The sequence below is a fragment of the Streptomyces sp. CNS606 genome (assembly GCF_000426325.1).
Genome location: NZ_AUFD01000019.1, coordinates 1 through 18367, shown reverse-complemented (window position 1 = coordinate 18367; position 18367 = coordinate 1). Strand labels below are relative to the sequence as shown.

10 protein-coding genes are annotated in these 18367 nt (G+C 74.0%); 9 read left to right on the top strand and 1 reads right to left on the bottom strand.

Annotation, left to right across the window (positions count from 1 at the left end):
- Window positions 1-25: 25 nt before the first annotated feature.
- Window positions 26-3352, bottom strand: a complete 3327-nt coding sequence (locus tag K304_RS29105; RefSeq protein ID WP_158687349.1) for a type 2 lanthipeptide synthetase LanM family protein — start codon at window positions 3350-3352, stop codon at window positions 26-28.
- A 318-nt stretch (window positions 3353-3670) separates the two neighbouring features.
- Here K304_RS29105 and K304_RS0114695 point away from each other — a divergent pair, with 318 nt between their 5' ends.
- From K304_RS0114695 to K304_RS0114655, 9 genes are all read left to right on the top strand, one after another.
- Entirely contained in the window at window positions 3671-4921 is a 1251-nt protein-coding gene (locus K304_RS0114695; protein ID WP_051308467.1) for a helix-turn-helix domain-containing protein, read from the top strand.
- Between the two features lie 252 nt (window positions 4922-5173).
- Complete coding sequence (locus K304_RS0114690) at window positions 5174-5650, top strand: cobalamin-dependent protein (RefSeq protein WP_027764364.1); 477 nt, start codon at window positions 5174-5176, stop codon at window positions 5648-5650.
- Window positions 5647-7062: a methylaspartate mutase gene (locus tag K304_RS29100; protein WP_078529122.1), complete on the top strand. Its 1416-nt coding sequence runs from the start codon at window positions 5647-5649 to the stop codon at window positions 7060-7062. The genes K304_RS0114690 and K304_RS29100 overlap by 4 nt, the downstream gene beginning before the upstream one ends.
- Window positions 7046-8107, top strand: a complete 1062-nt coding sequence (locus K304_RS0114680; RefSeq protein ID WP_486591669.1) for an asparagine synthetase A — start codon at window positions 7046-7048, stop codon at window positions 8105-8107. The genes K304_RS29100 and K304_RS0114680 overlap by 17 nt, the downstream gene beginning before the upstream one ends.
- Complete coding sequence (locus K304_RS0114675; RefSeq protein ID WP_027764362.1) at window positions 8104-9441, top strand: glutamate synthase-related protein; 1338 nt, start codon at window positions 8104-8106, stop codon at window positions 9439-9441. Before K304_RS0114680 ends, K304_RS0114675 begins: the two co-directional genes overlap by 4 nt.
- A complete protein-coding gene (locus K304_RS29095; protein ID WP_486591668.1) occupies window positions 9438-10742 on the top strand; it encodes an MFS transporter in 1305 nt (434 codons plus the stop codon). Before K304_RS0114675 ends, K304_RS29095 begins: the two co-directional genes overlap by 4 nt.
- Complete coding sequence (locus tag K304_RS29090; protein WP_078529120.1) at window positions 10735-12207, top strand: amidase family protein; 1473 nt, start codon at window positions 10735-10737, stop codon at window positions 12205-12207. The genes K304_RS29095 and K304_RS29090 overlap by 8 nt, the downstream gene beginning before the upstream one ends.
- A 141-nt stretch (window positions 12208-12348) precedes the next feature.
- On the top strand, window positions 12349-12564 hold the full coding sequence (locus K304_RS0114660) for an MbtH family protein (RefSeq protein ID WP_027764361.1): 216 nt from the start codon (window positions 12349-12351) through the stop codon (window positions 12562-12564).
- Window positions 12565-12671: 107 nt separating this feature from the next.
- A partial coding sequence (locus K304_RS0114655; RefSeq protein WP_027764360.1) for a non-ribosomal peptide synthetase occupies window positions 12672-18367 on the top strand: 5696 nt, incomplete at its 3' end.

Below are 18367 nucleotides of genomic sequence, written 5' to 3'. Positions count from 1 at the left end.
TGGTTCCTTTCGGTGGGTGGGATGGTCACATCACGGTCGGGGTGGGGAAGGGTGTGTGGGAGGTGCGTTCCGGGGCCTCGCAGGCTCCATCGGCCCGGCCGCCACGGGAGTTCGTGCCGCTCCGGGCGGTGCCGTCGTGCCCCGCGAAGCCGGCGGCTCCCGGTTCGGGCCGGGGCGTGGCGTCGAGGAGCAGCACCGACGGCACGTGCCGGTCCGCGCCGAGACGGAGCAGCGCGTAGCCGATTCCGGCGAGCCCGCTCAGCAGCCCGGGAGTGCGGGTGCCCTCGGGCGTGCCGCACCGCGGGCCGCCCTGGTCGAGAGCGCCGAGCACCAGGCCCGAGCGGTGGGCGAGCAGGTCTCCGGCAGCGGTGTTCCCGGAGGTCCGCAGCAGGTGCAGGGCCTCCAGGACGCCGAGTTCGCCGTGGCACAGGCTCAGATCGGAGCGGACCGGGGTGGCGGCCAGCTGAGCGAGCCAGGGGTCGACGTCGGCGGACGACTCCGCGCCCGCCGGGCCGAGTTCGAGGGCCGGGAGCAGCGCGCCGGCCATCCCGGAGCACCAGCTGTCGTCATCGCCGGCTCGGCGGGCCCGCTGGAGCGCCGTCCGGTGCACCGCGCGGGCCACCTCGGCGTACCGCGTGCGGCGGCCGTCCCGGGCCGCATAGCGGGCCAGTGCCCAGCCGACGCCGGCGAGGCCGTCGGCGAAGCCGTGGGGCGAACCGCCGCCGGACGACGGCGGGACGGCGGGCGCGGCGAGGTGCGCCTCGGCCGCCGGCAGGAGGCGTGCGGCGAAGTCGTCGGCCAGCGAGGCGGCGTGCGGGAGACCGGTCTCGCGGTGTACGGCGAGGGCGGCGACCAGTGCTCCGGCGGTGCCGTCGCCGAGACCCGTCGGCCCAGCGTCCTCCTCGGCCGCCGCCGCTCCCGCGGCCGCCCAGGCGGTGAGGGCGTCTGCGAGACCGTCGCCGGCGGTCCCGCCGAGCAGCGTGCCGAGCCGGGCGAGGACGTAGCACAGGCCGCCGAGCCCGTGGAAGCCGCCGATGCCCACCGCGCGGGCCAGCCGGGAGTCGTGGGCCAGGGCGCGGGTGAGGAGCGGCAGGGGACGCGCCGCGTCCGCGGCGAGTTCGGTGTAGCGCGCGACGCCGGTGAGCGCCCCCAGCTGGGCCAGGAACAGGGCCGGGCCGGCGTATCCGTGGGCGAGGCCCGCCCCCATCGGCAGCACTGACCAGTGCGCGCCGTCGACCGGTTCCATGCCGAGCCAGTTGGCGCGATCGTCCCGGTGGACGGCGCGGCCGACGATCTCGTCGGCGATTCCGCAGGCCGCCGCCATCAGCCGCCGCTCCCCGACTGCCGCCGCGGGCGGCGCCGACGGCGAGGGGTTCCCGCTGCGGTGGGCCTGGGGGCCGCTCCGGTGGACGGCCAGCGCCGAGGAGATCAGCCACTCCTGCTGGTGTCGCCCGACTTCGGACAGGTCACGGATCTTCTCGTGGGCGGACTGCAGCCCCGACCGGGCCAGGAGGCCCGTCAGCCGGGTGCCTTCGGACGTCCAGGCGTGCCGGTGCTCCGGGCGGTGCCGGAAGAGCGGCACGTCGCCCTGCCACAGGTCCGCGATCTCGGCCTCCACGAGCCGCTTGCGCAGGTCGTCGCCCTCCGACTCCAGGTGGAGGGCGGCCAGGACGGCGTCCCGGTCCAGCGCGTCCCGGAGCAGTTCGGGGTGGGTGGACTCCTCCAGCAGCGTGCCGTACAGGCGCGTCGGGCGCGCGATCAGCCGCAGCTGCGCCTCCCCGCAGGCGCTCAACGGACCACCGGGGGCGAGGAGTTCGTCCCGGTGCGCGGTGAGCGCGTCGTATCCGGCGCGGAAGCCGGACAGCAGCGCGGCTTCGTAGGCGCCCGGGTCGGCGTCCGCCCCGGCGCGTGCGGGGAGGTTGTCCGCCCCCGCGTAGGGCTGCGGACGGCGCACCAGGCGCATGAGGTCGGTGCAGGGATCGGCCCAGGTCACGCAGTCCGTGGGGTAGGTCCCGCCGCCCGATCCGCCGAGCGCCGACACGTCCAGCGCCCCGTTCTCGCCGAACATCGGCTGCGGGAGGACGCAGGTGCGGTGCACGGAGGCCGCGAAGACGACGGCCGCCGGGTCGGAGCCGGCCGTGGTGGCGGGCGGCACGGAGGGATGCAGCAGCGTCTCCACGTCCACGAGCACCGGCTGGTCCGCGCAGGCGATGAGGTTCTCGCAGTGCATGTCCACCCCCTCCACCGCGTGCAGGAGGGCGAGGAGGGCGCCCTGCCGCCGGTAGAAGCGGTCCACGTCGGCGTCCTCGTCGCACGGTCGCCGCTCCACGTGCTCGACCCATCCGTAGCCCGGCCGGTCCAGCGTCGTCAGGGTCCGCAGCGCCAGGCCGGGCACCTTGCCGTTGAGCCAGTGGATCATCCGGTCCAGCGGGGCGTGCTGCGCCGTGGACCGGGGCTTGTACACCACGCGGGCGCCCGAGGCGAAGCGCAGCTTCGCCACCGACCGTCCCCCGTCGTGGGTGTCGCCCTGCCCGAGGTCCACCTCCACCACCGGGCCCGGGTCGCGTCCGCCGAACAGCGTGGTGCGCAGGGCGTCCCGGTCGGCCCGGTAGCGCCCCAGCACCTCTGCGGTGGCGTCGGCCGTCTGGAGGCAGAGCTGGGCCAGCAGCCGTGCCAGGACGGGATAGTCCGCGAAGAGCCGGCAGAGGGCCTGCCGTCCGCCGGTGCGCCGGACGAAGTCCGCGAAGCGGGTGCGGGGGTCCGCTCCGGCGAGCCTGCCGGCCTCCCGTGCCCGGTGGAGTTCCAGGACCAGGGTGCGGGCCGCGGGTTCGGCGAGTCGCCGTCCCAGTCGTTCGGAGAACTGGGCGCCGACGCGGGCGTCCACGGCCCCGGGGTCCTGCGGCACTCCGGCCTGCAGGCGGAGAGCGGCGGCGCGTACCAGCGGCGCGAAGACCTGGGCGAACGCCGCCCGCCAGTCGCCGTCCGGCCCGGCCCCGGCGGCCGTACCGGTGGCCTCGGGGGCCGCGGCAGGGGCGTCGGCCAGCGCGTCGGCCACGAACCGTGCCCAGGACGGGAGTTCGCTGCGGCCGGCCAGGCGGGCCGCCGGCTCCGAGGCCAGCGCGGCGAGTTGGCCCTCTCCCAGCTGGAGTTCGTCCAGCCGCAGGGCCATGGCCCCGTCCGGGTCGAGCGTCCGGGTACGTCGCCGCCAGTCGTCGAGTTCCGCACCCGTCGCGGCGGTGACCGCCTCGGCGGCGCCGGCGTGGAGCCGGTCGCGCAGGGTGAGCCCACGCGCCCACCAGTACGGGGCGAGGCCTTCTCCCGCGGGGTCGTGGAAGGATCTCGGGTTCGTCACGTCCCCCACGCTGTCAGCGGCCGCGGAGCCACGCATGGGTAACGCGCCCCCATATTCCCCCACGGCCTGCCGGGTGGACGCGCGGCCTGCGGCGGCCCGGTCTCCGGCGCGTGACGGGGGCGCTGGTCCGGGGCCGCGGCCGGCCGGGCGCGGGGGGTCCGCGCAGGCGCCGCGGAATGTGGGGGCGCGCTCCCCATGCGGGGCGCACGGTCCCCTTCCGAAGATGACTACCGCCCGGCAGGCAGCGTCTTCTCGGCGCTGCGGAAGATCCGCGCCGGGCCCGGCACTCGGCCGGACACAGCAACAGGAGAGGGGATCATGAAGGCTGCCACCGCCACCACCCGGCAACCGGCGACGTTCGGTGAGGTGCTGCGCACCCATCGGCGGCGCGCGGGCATGACGCAGCAACAGGTAGCCGACCTGGCCACATTGAGTGTCCGCGCCGTACGCGACCTGGAGAGCGGCCGGGCCCGGCGTCCCCGGCGGGCGACCGTCCAGCTGCTGGGCGACGTGCTGCGGCTCAGCGGCGGGAGCCGCGCCGCGTTCGAGGCGGCCGCCGATCCGCTGCCGCAGCCCGGGCGCGGGGGCGAGGTCGACTGGCTGCCGCCGGTCTCCCCGACTCCGCTGATCGGCAGGGAACGCGAACTCCGCGCCCTGAACGACCTGCTGACGTTCGAACGGCACAGACGGGTGTGCGTCGTCGGCATACCCGGCGTGGGCAAGACCCGCCTGACCCTGGAGGTGGCCACCACCCTGCGCGACCGGGAGGGGTGGTCGGTGCTGTGGCGCGACGCGAGCGACGTCCCCGACGGCGGGAGCCTGGCGGAGTCGGCCGAGTGCGTGCTCGCGGGACGGGGCGGGGAGGACACGCTGCTCGTCGTCGACGGGGCGCGCGGCACCGCGGCAGCCGAGGCGGCCGGGCGCCTGCTGGACCGCTTTCCGCGCCTCCGGGTCGTCACCACTGCGCAGGTGCCGGGGCAGGGGGACGGCGCCCATCTGATGCCGGTCGGTCCGCTCCCCGTTCCGGCCGGGACGGACAACACGGGCGAGGACGCGGCCGGCTGCCCCTCGGTGCGTCTCTTCCGGACGCACCTGCGGCGTCTGCGACCGCACCAGACGCTCGGCGGGGGGACGTCCGCCGCCGTCGCCGCCCTGTGCCGCTGGCTGGACGGGGTACCCGGCCGGCTGGTGGACGCCGCCTCCTGGTGCCTGCTGCAGTCCCCGGAGGAACTTCTGCGCGCCATGACCGAGGCCGGGGACCCGGAGCGCTTCGCCTTCCCCCCGACGGATGCGGACGGCCTGCCGGACCCGCTGGCCCTCGCGCTCGCCGACGTCGGCACCGGGGAGCGGGAACTGCTCGCACGCCTGGCGGCCCTGCCCGGCGGGTGGACGGTGGACGAGGCCGTCCTGCTGTCGGGCACGACCACCCGGCACACCGCCGGCTTGCTGCACGCGCTGCTCCTGCGGGGCCTGTTGCGGACGGCCGACGAGGAGGGGACCGACAGGTTCCGGGTGCTGAACCGCCTGCGCCCGTTGCTGCTCGCAGCCGGGGGCCGGGCAGCGGCGTGAGGCGGCACGCACGTGCCGGCCCTCCCGGAGGGCCGGCTGCCCCGCGTGCGGACGCCCCGGCTTCCGGGCGCTCTCGATCTGCCGGTGACCTGCCGGTGCGACTTCCGATGGCGCCCCCGTCCCGCTCCTACGGTGAATCCGCCGACCGCGCAAGGCGGTTCAGGCCCGGACCCGATCGAACGGCCGCGGACACCCCGCCGCCCGGAACGCCGCGTTCGAGCAGACCCCGACCGCAGGGAATGAGGCCCACAGATGGAAGTCGCCACCAGAGAGGTGTCCGGAACCCGCGCAGCGGGTCTGCACGTGGTGGTGTCCGGCGTCGCGTCCGACGCGCACACGTGGAACCTGGTGTTCCTCCAGCTGCTGCTGGAGGAGCTCGGGCACCGGGTGACGAACCTGGGGCCCTGTGTTCCGGACCGGACCCTGCTCGCCGAGTGCCGGGAGCTGCGGCCCGACCTGCTGGTGCTCAGCAGTGTGAACGGGCACGGCGGCACCGACGGCCGCCGGGTCGCCCGGCTGCTGCGCGAGGACCCGGACTGCGGTCGCCTGCCGATGGTCATCGGCGGGAAGCTGGGGATCTCCGGGCCGGACGGGCAGGAGACCGGCCCGCTGCTCGAAGCGGGATTCGACGCGGTCTTCGAGGACGGCTCCGGCCTCGCCTCGTTCCGCTCCTTCCTGCAGGCCGTCGAGGCCGGACGGCGGGCGATACCCGCGAGCGTCGCCCCGTGAGCGGGGACGCGCGCGGCGCGGCGCTCCGCCCCACCGGCCCGGACGCTACCCGGCCGCCCGCCGCACCGTCGGACGGTTCGTTCGGCGGCTTCGTGGAGGCCGCGCGACGGGCCGGCCGACTCGTGGTCCAGCCGCGAATGGGCATGAGCACGCCCACCGTGATGCGCTCCGGTCTGCTGGCCACGCGGGACGCCCGCGCCTGCACCGTCGGCACCCTCACGGTGGACAGCTACACCCGCGTCGGCGCACTGCAGGCGGCACGCCAGGCCCTCGCCGACGGCGTCGGCCTCAACGGCTACCCCCTCGTGACGCACCCGCGGACGACGACGCGCGCGGTACTGGACGGCGTCGAGGGGCCGCGGTTCCCCGTGCAGGTGCGGCACGGTTCGGCCTGCCCGCAGGACATCATGCGGGCCCTGGTGGCCGCGGGCCTGCACGCCACGGAAGGCGGACCGGTCTCCTACTGCCTGCCCTACAGCCGCACCCCGCTCCGCGAGGCCGTCACGAACTGGGCCCACGCCTGCGACCTGCTGCTGCACGCCCGCGACGGGGGCGTCGAGCCCCATCTGGAGACGTTCGGCGGCTGCATGATGGGCCAGCTCTGTCCCCCCAGTCTGCTCGTGGCCCTCAGCGTGCTCGAAGGACTGTTCTTCGCCCAGCACGGGGTGCGCAGCGTCTCCCTGAGCTACGCCCAGCAGACCCACCCCCAGCAGGACGAGGAGGCGCTGCGGGCACTGGACCGGCTCGCCCGCACGCTCATCCCCGACGTCGAACGGCACCTCGTCCTCTACGCCTACATGGGGGTCTTCCCCCGCACCCCGGAGGGGGCCCGCGGGCTGCTGGAGGACGCCGCCCGGCTGGCCGTCCGCACCGGAGCGGCACGGCTCATCGTGAAGACGACGGCGGAGGCCCACCGCATCCCGACGGTCGAGGAGAACGTGCGGGCCCTGGAGGCCGCCGACCGGGCCGCGAGGGAGGAGGCTGCCGTCGCCCGGCCCGCCGCGCCGGCTCCCGACACCGGGATCCACGCGGAGGCCTCGGCGCTCGTCGGCGCGGTCCTCGACCTCTCCCCCGACCTCACGGTCGCGCTCCCCCGGGCGTTCCAGCGCGGCTACCTGGACGTGCCCTACTGCCTCCACCCGGACAACGCCCAGCGCTCCCGCGGCAGCATCGACGCCGAGGGGCGACTGCGCTGGGCGGCCATCGGCAGCATGCCCCTGGGCGGCCTGGTGGAGATCACCGACGCGCCGCGGATGACCTCCGGGGACCTGCTGCGCGCACTGGCCCACGTCGAACAGCGCTACGACCGGCCGGTCCTCGACCGGAGCCCCACCCCACCCGCCGTGATCGCCGGGTCCGGCATCCCACCCCACCCCATGAAGGACGGTGAACGTCTTGCTTCGCACTCCTGACGCCACGAGGCACCAGTCCGGCCCGCTCCCGCAGCAGTCCGGGACCGCCGCGGCCGATTCCGGGCGGCCCCGGCTGCCCCAGGAACCCCCGGTGCACCTCACCGACCCGGTGACCCGGGCCGTGATCAGAATCCAGGGAACCATGCTGGCCACGGCGCGCGCGCACCTGCGCGAAGCCGGGTTCACCGAGCTCCTGCCGCCCGTCATCGGGCCGGTCACGGACCCCGGCGTGCGCGGCTCCAAGCAGGTCGACGTGGACTACTACGGCCACCGCTACAAGCTGATGAGCAGCGCCATCCTCTACAAGCAGGCGTCGCTGCTCGCGTTCGACAAGATCTTCTGCATCGCCCCCTGCGTGCGGCTCGAACCGCTGGAGACCAGCAACACCAGCCGTCACCTTGCCGAGTTCCACCAGATCGACGTCGAGATCGCCGGCGCCGACCGGGAGGCGGCCATGGGCGTCGGCGAGGACCTCGTACGGGCGGTGGTGCGGGGCGTGCTGGACGCGCACTCCGACGACCTGAAGGAGCTGGGCCGCGACGTCTCCGCTCTCGCACCCCTGCTCGACGGGGTGTTCGGCTCGATGAAGCACGCCGAGGCCGTGTCCGCGCTGCACGCGCTGGGCCACGCGCAGTCCGCCGACGCGGAGATCGACTGGGAGGGAGAGGCGCTGCTGTCGCGGCAGAGCGAGCAGCCGTTCTTCGTCACCGACTACCCCAAGGGCTCGCGCGGCTTCTACGACCGCGAGAGCCGCACCGAGCCGGGCGCGCTGCGCAACTTCGACATCCTCGCGCCCGAGGGCTACGGGGAGCTGTGCAGCGGCAGCGAGCGCGAGCACGACTACGGGCGCATCGTGACCCGGATGCGTGAGACCGGGGAGAACCCGGCCAAGTACGAGTGGTACCTGCGGATGGCGCGTCAGGGCATCCCCGCGAGCGCCGGTTTCGGCATCGGGCTGGAGCGCTTCACCCGCTACGTCGCCGGCCTGGACTCGGTGTGGCAGGCGAGCGCGTTCCCCAAGGTGCCGGGAGAGGTGACGCCGTGAACGGCCCCACGCCCGCACCGGCCGGTCCCGTCGCGGAAGGCTTCCCCGCCGACGCCGTCCGCGACCGCGCCCGCCGCGGCACGGCCGCCGTGTTCCCGCCCCTCGACGCGTACGGTTCGACGCTGTTCGGCGCGGACCCGGCGCGTCCCGCCGTCTTCGCCGACCCCCTCGACGCCTTCCGGCTGGTGCCTCCCATCTTCATGCCGCAACGGCTGGAGAAGCTGGTGGACCTGGCCCGCGAGCCGGTCCACCACGACGTGGAACTGACCACGGCCTTCGGCGGGTTCGCGTCCGCCGCCCCGGTGTACCTGTCCGCGTTCGGCTCCACCCGGATCGCCGGCGGCGACCTGGGCCTGGCGGCGAGCCGCCAGGCGGGCCGGCTGGGCATCCCGATGGTCGTCGGGGAGAACATCGTCCCGGTGGAGGGCTACGGCCGCTCCGACGGCACCGGGGGCGAGGAGGGGGAGAAGGCCGAGCGGATGCTGCTGGCCCGGCTCCACGCCTATCTCGGCGGCGTACCCGACGGCGTCGGGGGCGTCGTGGTGCAGCAGAGCACCGAGGACGCGGACGCCGAGGTCTGGAACCTGGTGCACAGCGACCCGGGCGCCGCGCCGTTGCTGGACACCGGCCGGCTCGCCTTCGAGCTGAAGGTCGGTCAGGGAGCCAAGCCCGGCCTCGGGGGGATGACGGTGCTGCCGCGCGCCCAGGCGGCGCGGGTGTCCGGGCAGTACACCGTGGACGGCTCGCTGGACGCGGACGGCGAGCGCCTGCTGCGCTGCAGCAGTCCGGGAACGTTCACCGACGAGATCCTGCGGCAGCAGATCCGGCTGATGCGCAACAACTTCCCCCGGGTGAAGGTGTGGGTGAAGCTGCCGCCCGGCCGGGACGTCGGAGCAGCGGCCCGCGTGGCCTGGGAGAGCGGCGCGGACGCGGTCACCGTCGACGGCGCCGAGGGCGGCAGCGGATGGGCGCCCACCGCGTTCCTGGACCACGTCGGTCTCCCGCTCGGCGAGTGCCTGCGCCGTGTGGGACGCCCGGAGCACGACCTGCTCGCGTCCGGACGGATGTGGGAGGGAACCCGCGCGGTCAAGGCGCTCGCGCTGGGTGCCCGTGCGGTGGGGCTGGGCCGGGCCGCGTTGGTCGCGGTCGCGGAGGACCCCGAGAACGGCCTGGTGCGCCTGGTCGAGGCGCTGGCGCTGGAACTGCGGCTGCTCGTCAGCGCCGTGGGCAAGTACCGGGTCGGCGATCTGGGCCCGGAGGATCTGTGGTCGCCCGGCGGAGACGGCATACCGATGGAGGCGCCCACGGCCCTCGTGCCGGGAGGGGCGCCGTGAAGCACGTGACGACCGGGCGCCCGGCCGCACCCGTCCGCGCGGGCACCGGCGGACTCTTCACGGCCCGTTACCTGAGCTTCGTCTCCGCCATGGGGCTGTCGTCCCTGGGCGACGCGGCCTGGTACGTCACGCTCGCCTGGACCCTGACCGAGACGACCAGTCCGGGAACGGCGGGAGCGGTCCTCGCTCTGGCTTCGCTGCCGCGGCTGCTCACCCTGCTGGGCGGCGGGGCGATCGCCGACTCCGCCGGACCGCGCCGCGTGATGTTCCGCGCGGACGTGGCCCGGGCCGGGGTGATGGTGCTCGCCGCGGGGGTCGTCGTCGTGACCGGCCCCGACGTGGTGGTCCTGGTGGTCGCGGCCGCGGCTCTCGCCCTGTTCAGCGCGTTCTTCGTGCCGGCCTCCGGCGCGTTCCGGGCGCGGTTGCTGCCCCGGGAGCACCTGGTGCGGGGCAACGCCCTCTACCTCAGCGGGCTGCGCGGCGGCCAGGCCCTGGGCGGGCCGCTGGGCGGTGGGCTGCTGGCGCTGGGCGGCGTTCCCCTCGTCGCCGTGGTCAACGCCGCGACCTTCGGCCTGGCCGCCTTCGCCGTACGCAAGGCGCGCGGCCTGCCCGGCAGTACGGACGACCGGGCGCGGGCCGACGGGGACGCGACGGCGGATGCCGCGAAGGACGCGTCCCCGTCCACCGCCTCCCGTACCTTTCGCCAGCAGATCGGCGACGGGCTGCGGACGGTGTTCCGCCGCCCGCGGCTGCGGTCCGTGCTGCTGGTCATCGGGCTGGTGGAGCTCAGCGCCGCCGGTCCGGTGAACGTCGGCGTCGTGCTGCTGGCCGACACCTACGGTTCGGGGGCCGGCGGGGCCGGTCTGCTCCTCACCCTGTTCACCGTCGGGGCGACCGCCGGGTTCCTGCTGACGCTGGTGTGGCCGGCCCGCCGCCGGGCGGGACGGGTGGTGCTGCTGGGGAGCGTGGTACAGGCGTGCAGCCTGGCCACGCTGGCCACGGTGTCGTCCCTGCACTGGGCCCTCGTGCCCTACTTCCTGATCGGGCTGGTGTCCGGCGTCGGAGGCATCGTGCTGGTGTCCCTCGTGCAGCGCTGGTCTCCCGAGTCGGCCCGGGGGCGGGTGATGTCCGTGCAGGCCCTCCTGGTCTTCGGCGCCGCCCCGCTCGGCAACCTGCTGATCGGTGTGCTGGCCGAAGGCTTCGGCATGCGGACGGCGTTGACGGCGCACGCGGCGCTGGCCGCCTGCGCGGCACTGACCCTTCTTCTGGTGCGACCGCTGCGGGAGGCCCGCCTTGACTGACTCCGACACCGCAGGCACGCGGGCGGGACACGGAACCTCCCGCCCGGGACCGGCGGCGCCTCCCGAGACGCGTTCGGTCGCGGAACTGTCCGTCCTGCTGCGGACCCGGGCCCTGCGGAGCACGGAACTCGTCGCACGCTGCCGGTCCCGGATCGCCGCGGTCGATCACCGCGTGCACGCGGTGCTGGCACTCGACCCGAGCGCCGACGAGCAGGCCCGGGAGTCCGACGCGCGTCACGCGGCGGGCCGGTCGCGGGGGCCGCTGGACGGCATCCCGGTCCTGCTGAAGGACACCATCGACACCGCCGGACTCGCCACCAGCGCCGGTTCCCGGCTGCTGCGCGACGCACCGCCCGTGGCGGACGCGCCGCTGGTGACGCGGCTCCGCGCGGCCGGCGCGATCGTCCTGGGCAAGACGAACCTGTCCGAGTGGGCCAACTTCCGTTCGACGAGCGGCAGTGAGGGCTGGTCCGCGATGGGAGGACAGACGGAGAATCCGCACGCCCCGGGCCGCAGTCCGTGGGGCTCGTCGGCGGGTTCCGCCGCCGCCGTCGCGGCCGGGATGGTCCCGCTGGCGTTCGGCACCGAGACCGACGGCTCCCTGGTGTGTCCGGCGGGCGCGTGCGGCGTCGCGGCGCTGAAGCCGGAACCGGGGGCACTGCCCCTGGAGGGGATCGTGCCGGTCTCCACCGTGCAGGACGCCGCGGGCCCGATGGCCGCACGGCTCGGCGACGTGGCGACCGCGCTCGCCGTGCTGGGCGGGCTGCCGGTCTCCACCGTGCCGGCTCCCGTGTCCCCGGCCGGTCTGCGTCTGGGGCGCTGGCGCGTGCGCCGCATGGAACCGGCCGCGGAGGCCGTCCTCGACCGCGCCGAGGAACGGCTGCGGGCGGCGGGCGTGTCGGTGGTGCCGGTGACGCTGGACCTGCCGGTGGAGATGCTCGTGGAAGGGCTCCGGGCGCTGTACGCCGAGTTCCGCCCCAGCCTGGAGGGCTATCTGCGCACCCGCCCCGGCGCGCCGCGGACGCTGGAGGATCTGATCGCCGGCAACCGTGCCGACGCCGCCGAACTGGCGCTGTTCGGCCAGGATCTCTTCGAGCAGGCCGCGGAGGTCACGCCGGAGCAGCGCGCGCTGGCACCCGGCCGTCGGCGTCGTGCGCGGGGCCTGGCCCGGACCCTGCTCGACGACGCGCTGCGACAGCACGGCGTCGACGCCCTCGTCGCGGCGACCAACGGACCCGCCTGGCCCGTCGACCACCGGGCCGGGGACCCCCGCGTGAAGTCCAGCTGCACGCCCGCCGCCCTGGCCGGCTACCCGAACGCCTCCGTGCCCGTGGGGTTCTCGGGCGGCCTGCCGATCGGCATGTCCGTGTTCGGTCCCGCGGACACCCTCTCTCTGCTGCCGGTGGCCCTCGCCGTCGAGTCCTGTTGCGCCGAGTGGCGGGTCGCAGCCGTCGACGGCTGCTGAAAAAGCCGCGGAGACCATCCGAGTCGGCAGGAATGCAGTCGCGGAACTGCCGGTGAGCTGCCCCCTCTGCTGCCGTTCGGCATCCTTTCGTCTTTCTATTCTCGACGTGTCCGGATTCACCGAAGAAAAGGAACATCCGCCATGACGAATCCCTTCGAGAACGACGATGCGCAGTACCTCGTGCTGACCAATCACGAGAACCAGCATTCGCTGTGGCCCGCCGATCTGGAGGTTCCGGCCGGCTGGGAGACGCAGCACGGCCCCGATGAACGAAAGGCGTGCCTTTCCTACATCGACGAGAACTGGCGCGACATGCGCCCGGCCTCCCTGATCGCCGACATGGCCAAGTCGGGCTGACGTCCCGCCCTTTCCCCGAACCGGCACCGTCTGCCGGCCCTTTTCTGCTCGCTCACGTCATGGAGATGGTGACCGTGTCCTCGTCATCGGTCGAGAACCTTTCGCAGATGCCCCCGTCCGCCACCTGGTCGTGTGTGCACGAGGCTTTCGAGGCCACCGCTGATCGGTATCCGGACCTCACCGCGCTGATCTGTGGCGAACAGAGCTTGTCCTACCGCGAGGTGGACGAGGCCGCCAACCGCCTGGCCCACCACCTGCGCGCCTGCGGGGTGTCCCGCGGGGACACCGTCGCCGTCCTCCTCGACCGCGACCTCCCCCTGGCCACCACCACCCTCGCCGTCCTCAAAGCCGGCGCCGCCTACACCCTCCTCGACCCCGACTTCCCCACCACACGCCTGACCACCATCACCGGCCACTCCCACGCCACCCACCTCATCACCACCACCAGCCACGACACCCACTGGCTGGGCGACACCTCCGGCCAGGACACCGCCCGGTCGAGCGACACGGTCCGACCGGTCCTCCTGGACCGCGACGAGGCGGCCATCGCCGCCCGGCCGGCCACACCACCGAAGGTGACGGTCACACCGGAGGACACCGCCTGCGTGATGTTCACCTCCGGCTCCACCGGCACCCCCAAAGGCGTCGCCACCCCCCACCAAGCGCTCACCACCACCCTCACCCACCAGCACTTCACCACCACCGCACCCGGCGACACCTGGCTCCAGTGCTCCCCCATCCCCTGGGACGCCTACGCCCTCGAACTCTTCACCCCCCTCCTCCACGGCGCCACCTGCATCCTCCAACCCGGAACCCGCCCCGACCCCGACACCATCACCCACCTCATCACCACCCACCAACCCACCCACCTCCACCTCTCCGCCAGCCTCTTCAACCACCTCCTCGACACCCACCCCCACCTCCTCGACCACACCCACCACACCCTCACCGGCGGCGAACCCCTCTCCGTCCCCCACATCACCAAAGCCCTCAACAACCACCCCCACCTCACCCTCACCAACGGCTACTCACCCGTCGAATCCACCATCTTCACCACCACCCACACCATCACCCACGAAGACACCCAACGCCCCACCATCCCCATCGGCACCCCCCTCCCCACCAAAAACACCCTCCTCCTCGACCCCCACCTCAACCCCGTCCCACCCGGCACCATCGGCGAGATCTACATGACCGGCACCGGACTCGCCCACGGCTACACCCACCAACCCGCCCTCACCGCCGAACGCTTCACCGCCAACCCCCACGGCCACCCCGGCGAGCGCATGTACCGCACCGGCGACCTCGCCCGCCAACTCCCCAACGGCACCCTCGAATACCACGGCCGCACCGACCACCAAATCAAAATCCGCGGCTACCGCATCGAACCCACCGAAATACAAACCACCCTCACCAACCACCCCCACATCCGCCACACCGCAGTCCTCCCCCACCAACCCACCCCCGGCACCACCCAACTCGTCGCCTACATCGTCCCCGAGAACGAAGCCGAGATCACGCCGGGCGAACTGCGGCGCTACGTTTCCGGCCGGCTGCCGGAATACATGGTGCCGAGTACGTACGTCTTCCTCGACGCGCTGCCGCTGACGCCCAACGGCAAACTCGACCGCGCCGCCCTCCCCACACCCGACTTCCGGTCGACGGCTGCCGAAGGCCGTGCCCCCGAAACGCCGCTGGAACGACGGCTCTGCACGCTGTACGCCGAAATCCTGGACCTGGCGGAGGTGGGCGCCGACGCCGATTTCCTCCAGCTCGGCGGACACAGCCTGCTCGCCGCCCGGCTCGTCGCCCGCGTACGCTCCGTACTCGACGCCGAGATCGGGGTCGGGGACGTCTTCCGGTCCCCCACCGTGGCAGAACTCGCGTCCGTGGTGGCCGGCGCCCCGAGCGCGCGCCCGGCGCTGACCGCGGGACCGCGTCCGCAGCACGTCCCCCCGGCTCACGCGCAGCAGCGCATCTGGCTCCTGGACCAGGCGGCGGGCCCGTCATCGCTCTACAACGTGCCGTTCACCGTGCGGCTGCACGGTGCACCGGACCAGGGGTGCCTGCGGGACGCCCTGCTGGACGTGCTCACCCGTCACGAAGCGCTGCGGACCGTCTTCCCCGCCCCCGGCGGCGAACCCCGCCAGCACCTCCTCGAGCCCCGTGACGTCACGCTGCGCTGGGGTGTCTCCCGGGTCGCTCCCGAGGACCTGGACGGGGCGGTCCGTGCGGAGGCGGCCCGCCCGTTCGACCTGGCGGAGGAGATCCCCTTCCGCGCCCGGCTGTTCTCCACCGGCGACGGTGCGCACGTGCTGCTGCTGGTGATGCACCACATCGCCGGTGACGGCTGGTCCGTCGGCCCGCTCCTGCGCGACCTGAGTGCGGCCTACACCGCCCGCACCCGCGGCCACGCACCCGACTGGGACGAACTCCCCGTCCAGTACGCCGACTACACGCTCTGGCAGCGCGAACTCCTCGGCGACCCCGACGACCCCGGCAGTCTCCTCGCCAGCCAGCTCGACCACTGGCGCCACACCCTCGCCGGCCTCCCGGAAGAACTCACCCTGCCGGTGCCGGGACGGCGGTCGGACGACAGCGCCCGCGCCGGTGCGGCACTGCCGCTGCGCCTCCCGGCCGAGCTGCACGCCCGTGTGGTGGAGCTCGCGCGGGAGACCGGCACCACCGTCTTCATGGTCCTCCACGCCGCACTCGCCGCCACCCTCACCCGCCTCGGCGCCGGCACCGACATCCCCCTCGGCACCCCCGTCGCCGGACGCAGCGATCAGGCGCTGGAACACCTCATCGGCTTCTTCGTCAACACCCTCGTCCTGCGCACCGACACCAGCGGCAACCCCACCTTCCGCACCCTTCTCGACCGCGTACGCGACACCGACCTGGCCGCCTACGCCCACCAGGACCTCCCCTTCGAAACCCTCGTCGAAGACCTCAACCCGGCCCGCGCCGCCGGACGCAACCCGCTCTTCCAGACCATGCTCGTCCTCCAGAACAACGTCACCGGCACGCTCCGGATGGCGGGAGTGGAGGCGGAGGCGCCGCAGGTCCTGGCGCTCGACTCGGCGAAGTTCGACATCACCGTCGACGTCACGGAACAGCACGACGACGACGGCGAACCGGCCGGGCTGACCGGCACGCTCACGACCGCCACCGACCTCTTCGACCGCCGGGCCGCCGAGGACTTCGCCGAGCGCTGGGCGCGGCTGATCGAGGCGATGACCGCGGACCCCGGTGCGACGATCGGCGATGTCGACATGCTGACAGGCGCCGAACGGGAGGCGCTGCGAAGCGAGCGGCAGGCGGTGCGTCGGGGGCCCGTGACGGAGACCGTGCACGAGACCTTCGCGTCCGCCGCCGACCGCCACCCCGACGTCACCGCACTCGTCTGCGAGCAGGAGCGTCTGACCTACCGCGAACTGGACCAGGCCGCCAACCGCCTCGCCCACCACCTCCGCTCCAGTGGGGTGACCCGCGGCGACACCGTGGCGATCCTTCTCCAGCGCGACGCCCGGCTGGTCGTGGCCCTGCTCGCCGTCCTGAAGGCCGGGGCGGGCTACACGCTGCTCGACCCGCACTTCCCCGCGGCGCGACTTCGTGCCGTCACCGACCAGGCGGGCGTCAGCCATGTACTGAGCACCACCGCCCACGACGCGGGCTGGCGGAACGACGCGACGCGGCTCGTGCTGCTCGACCGGGACGCGGCGGCGATCGGCGACCTGTCGGCCACACCGCCCGTGCTCACGGTCTCGTCCGAGGACATCGCCTGCGTGATGTTCACGTCGGGCTCCACCGGCACTCCCAAGGGCGTCCTCACCCCCCACCGCGCGCTCGTCGGCACGGTCCTCGGCCAGAGCTACGCGGACTTCGGCGCCGGGGAGACGTGGCTCCAGTGCTCGCCGATCTCGTGGGACGCCTTCGCGCTGGAGCTGTTCGGGCCGCTGTTCCACGGTGGGACGTGCGTCCTCCACCCGGGGAACCGGGTCGATCCCGCCAAGGTCGCCGCACTGATCCGGCGGCACCGGGTCACGAGCGCCTACCTGTCCAGTGGCCTGTTCAGTCATCTGCTGGACAACCATCCCGGAGCCTTCGAGGGCGTACGGGTCCTGATGTCCGGCGGGGAACGTCTCTCGCCGCCGCACTTCGCCCGTGCGCTGCGGGAGTATCCGGGGACCCGGTTCGTGAACGGCTACGGCCCGGTCGAGGCCGCCGTCTTCGCCACCACACACGCCATCTCACCGCAGGACCCGGCGTCCGGCTCGATCCCGGTGGGGAGGGCCCTGGCAGGCAAGCCTGTCCACGTCCTCGATGCACGGCTCCGGGAGGTGCCGCCCGGCGTCGTCGGTGAGGTGTACGTGTCCGGCCTCGGCCTCGCCCACGGGTACGCCGGCCTGCCCGGCCCGACCGCCGAGCGCTTCGTGGCGGACCCGTACGGCCCTCCGGGCAGCGTGATGTACCGGACGGGGGACCTGGCTCGCCGCCGGGCCGGCGGCGCGATCGAGCATCACGGCCGCGCCGACGACCAGCTGAAGGTCCGCGGTTTCCGCATCGATCCCGCGGAGGTGGCAGGCGCCCTCACCGGTCATCCGGACGTGCGGCAGGCCGTGGTCACGCCGTACACGTCGGAGGCGACCGGCTCCGTTCAGCTCGTCGCCCATGTCGTCGGCCGCCGGGGCTCCGCCCCGGTCGACACCGCAGCACTGCGCCGGTACGCCGAAGAGCACCTGCCGCCGCACCTGCTGCCCGCGAGTTACGTGCCGCTCGACGCGCTGCCGCTGACGGCCTCGGGCAAGGTCGACCGCCGTGCCCTGCCGGAGCCGCCGCGCGCGAGTGCATCCGAGGGCCCCGAGCCGGCGACTCCGCGGGAACGTGCCCTGTGCGCGCTGTTCTGCGAGGTGCTCGGTCTGAACGCGGTGAGCGTGCGGGACGACTTCTTCCACCTGGGCGGCCACAGCCTGCTGGCGGCGCGGCTGAGCAGCCGCGTCCGGGCGACGCTGGGGGTGGAGACCGGAGTCGCCGACGTGTTCCGCTTCCCCACGGTCTCGGCCCTGGCGGCACGTCTGGAGACGGCCGAGCGGGCGAAGCCGCCGCTCTCCCGGCACACGCGCCCCGACACACTGCCACTGTCGTCGGCCCAGCAGCGGCTGTGGTTCCTCGAGGAGGCGCAGGGGCCGAACGCCTCCTACCACGTCCCGTTCCTGCTCCGCCTGCGCGGTGAACCGGACGTGAGCGCCCTGCGCGAAGCGGTACGGGACGTGGTGCGCCGTCACGAGGCGCTGCGCACCGTCTATCCCGTCACGAACGGCGTACCGCGGCAGCACATCGTGCCCGTTTCGGCCGACTGCGACCTGTGGCAGCAGCGGGAATGCGGCGAGCAGGAAGCGGATGCGCTGATCCAGGAGGCGACGGTTCTCCCCTTCGATCTGTCGTCGGAGGTTCCGTTCCGTGCCCGGCTGTTCCGTTCGGCGCCGGACGAGCATGTGCTGCTGCTGGTGCTGCACCACATCGCCGGTGACGGCTGGTCCGTCGGCCCGCTCCTGCGCGACCTGGGCACCGCCTACACCGCCCGCAGCGAAGGCCGGTCACCGGACTGGGACGAACTCCCCGTCCAGTACGCCGACTACACCCTGTGGCAGCACGAACTCCTCGGCGACCCCCACGACCCCGGCAGCCTCCTCGCCACCCAGCTCGACCACTGGCGCCACACCCTCGCCGGCCTCCCCGAAGAACTCACCCTGCCCACCGACCGGCCACGCCCCGCACGGCCCAGCGGCCACGGCGCCGACGC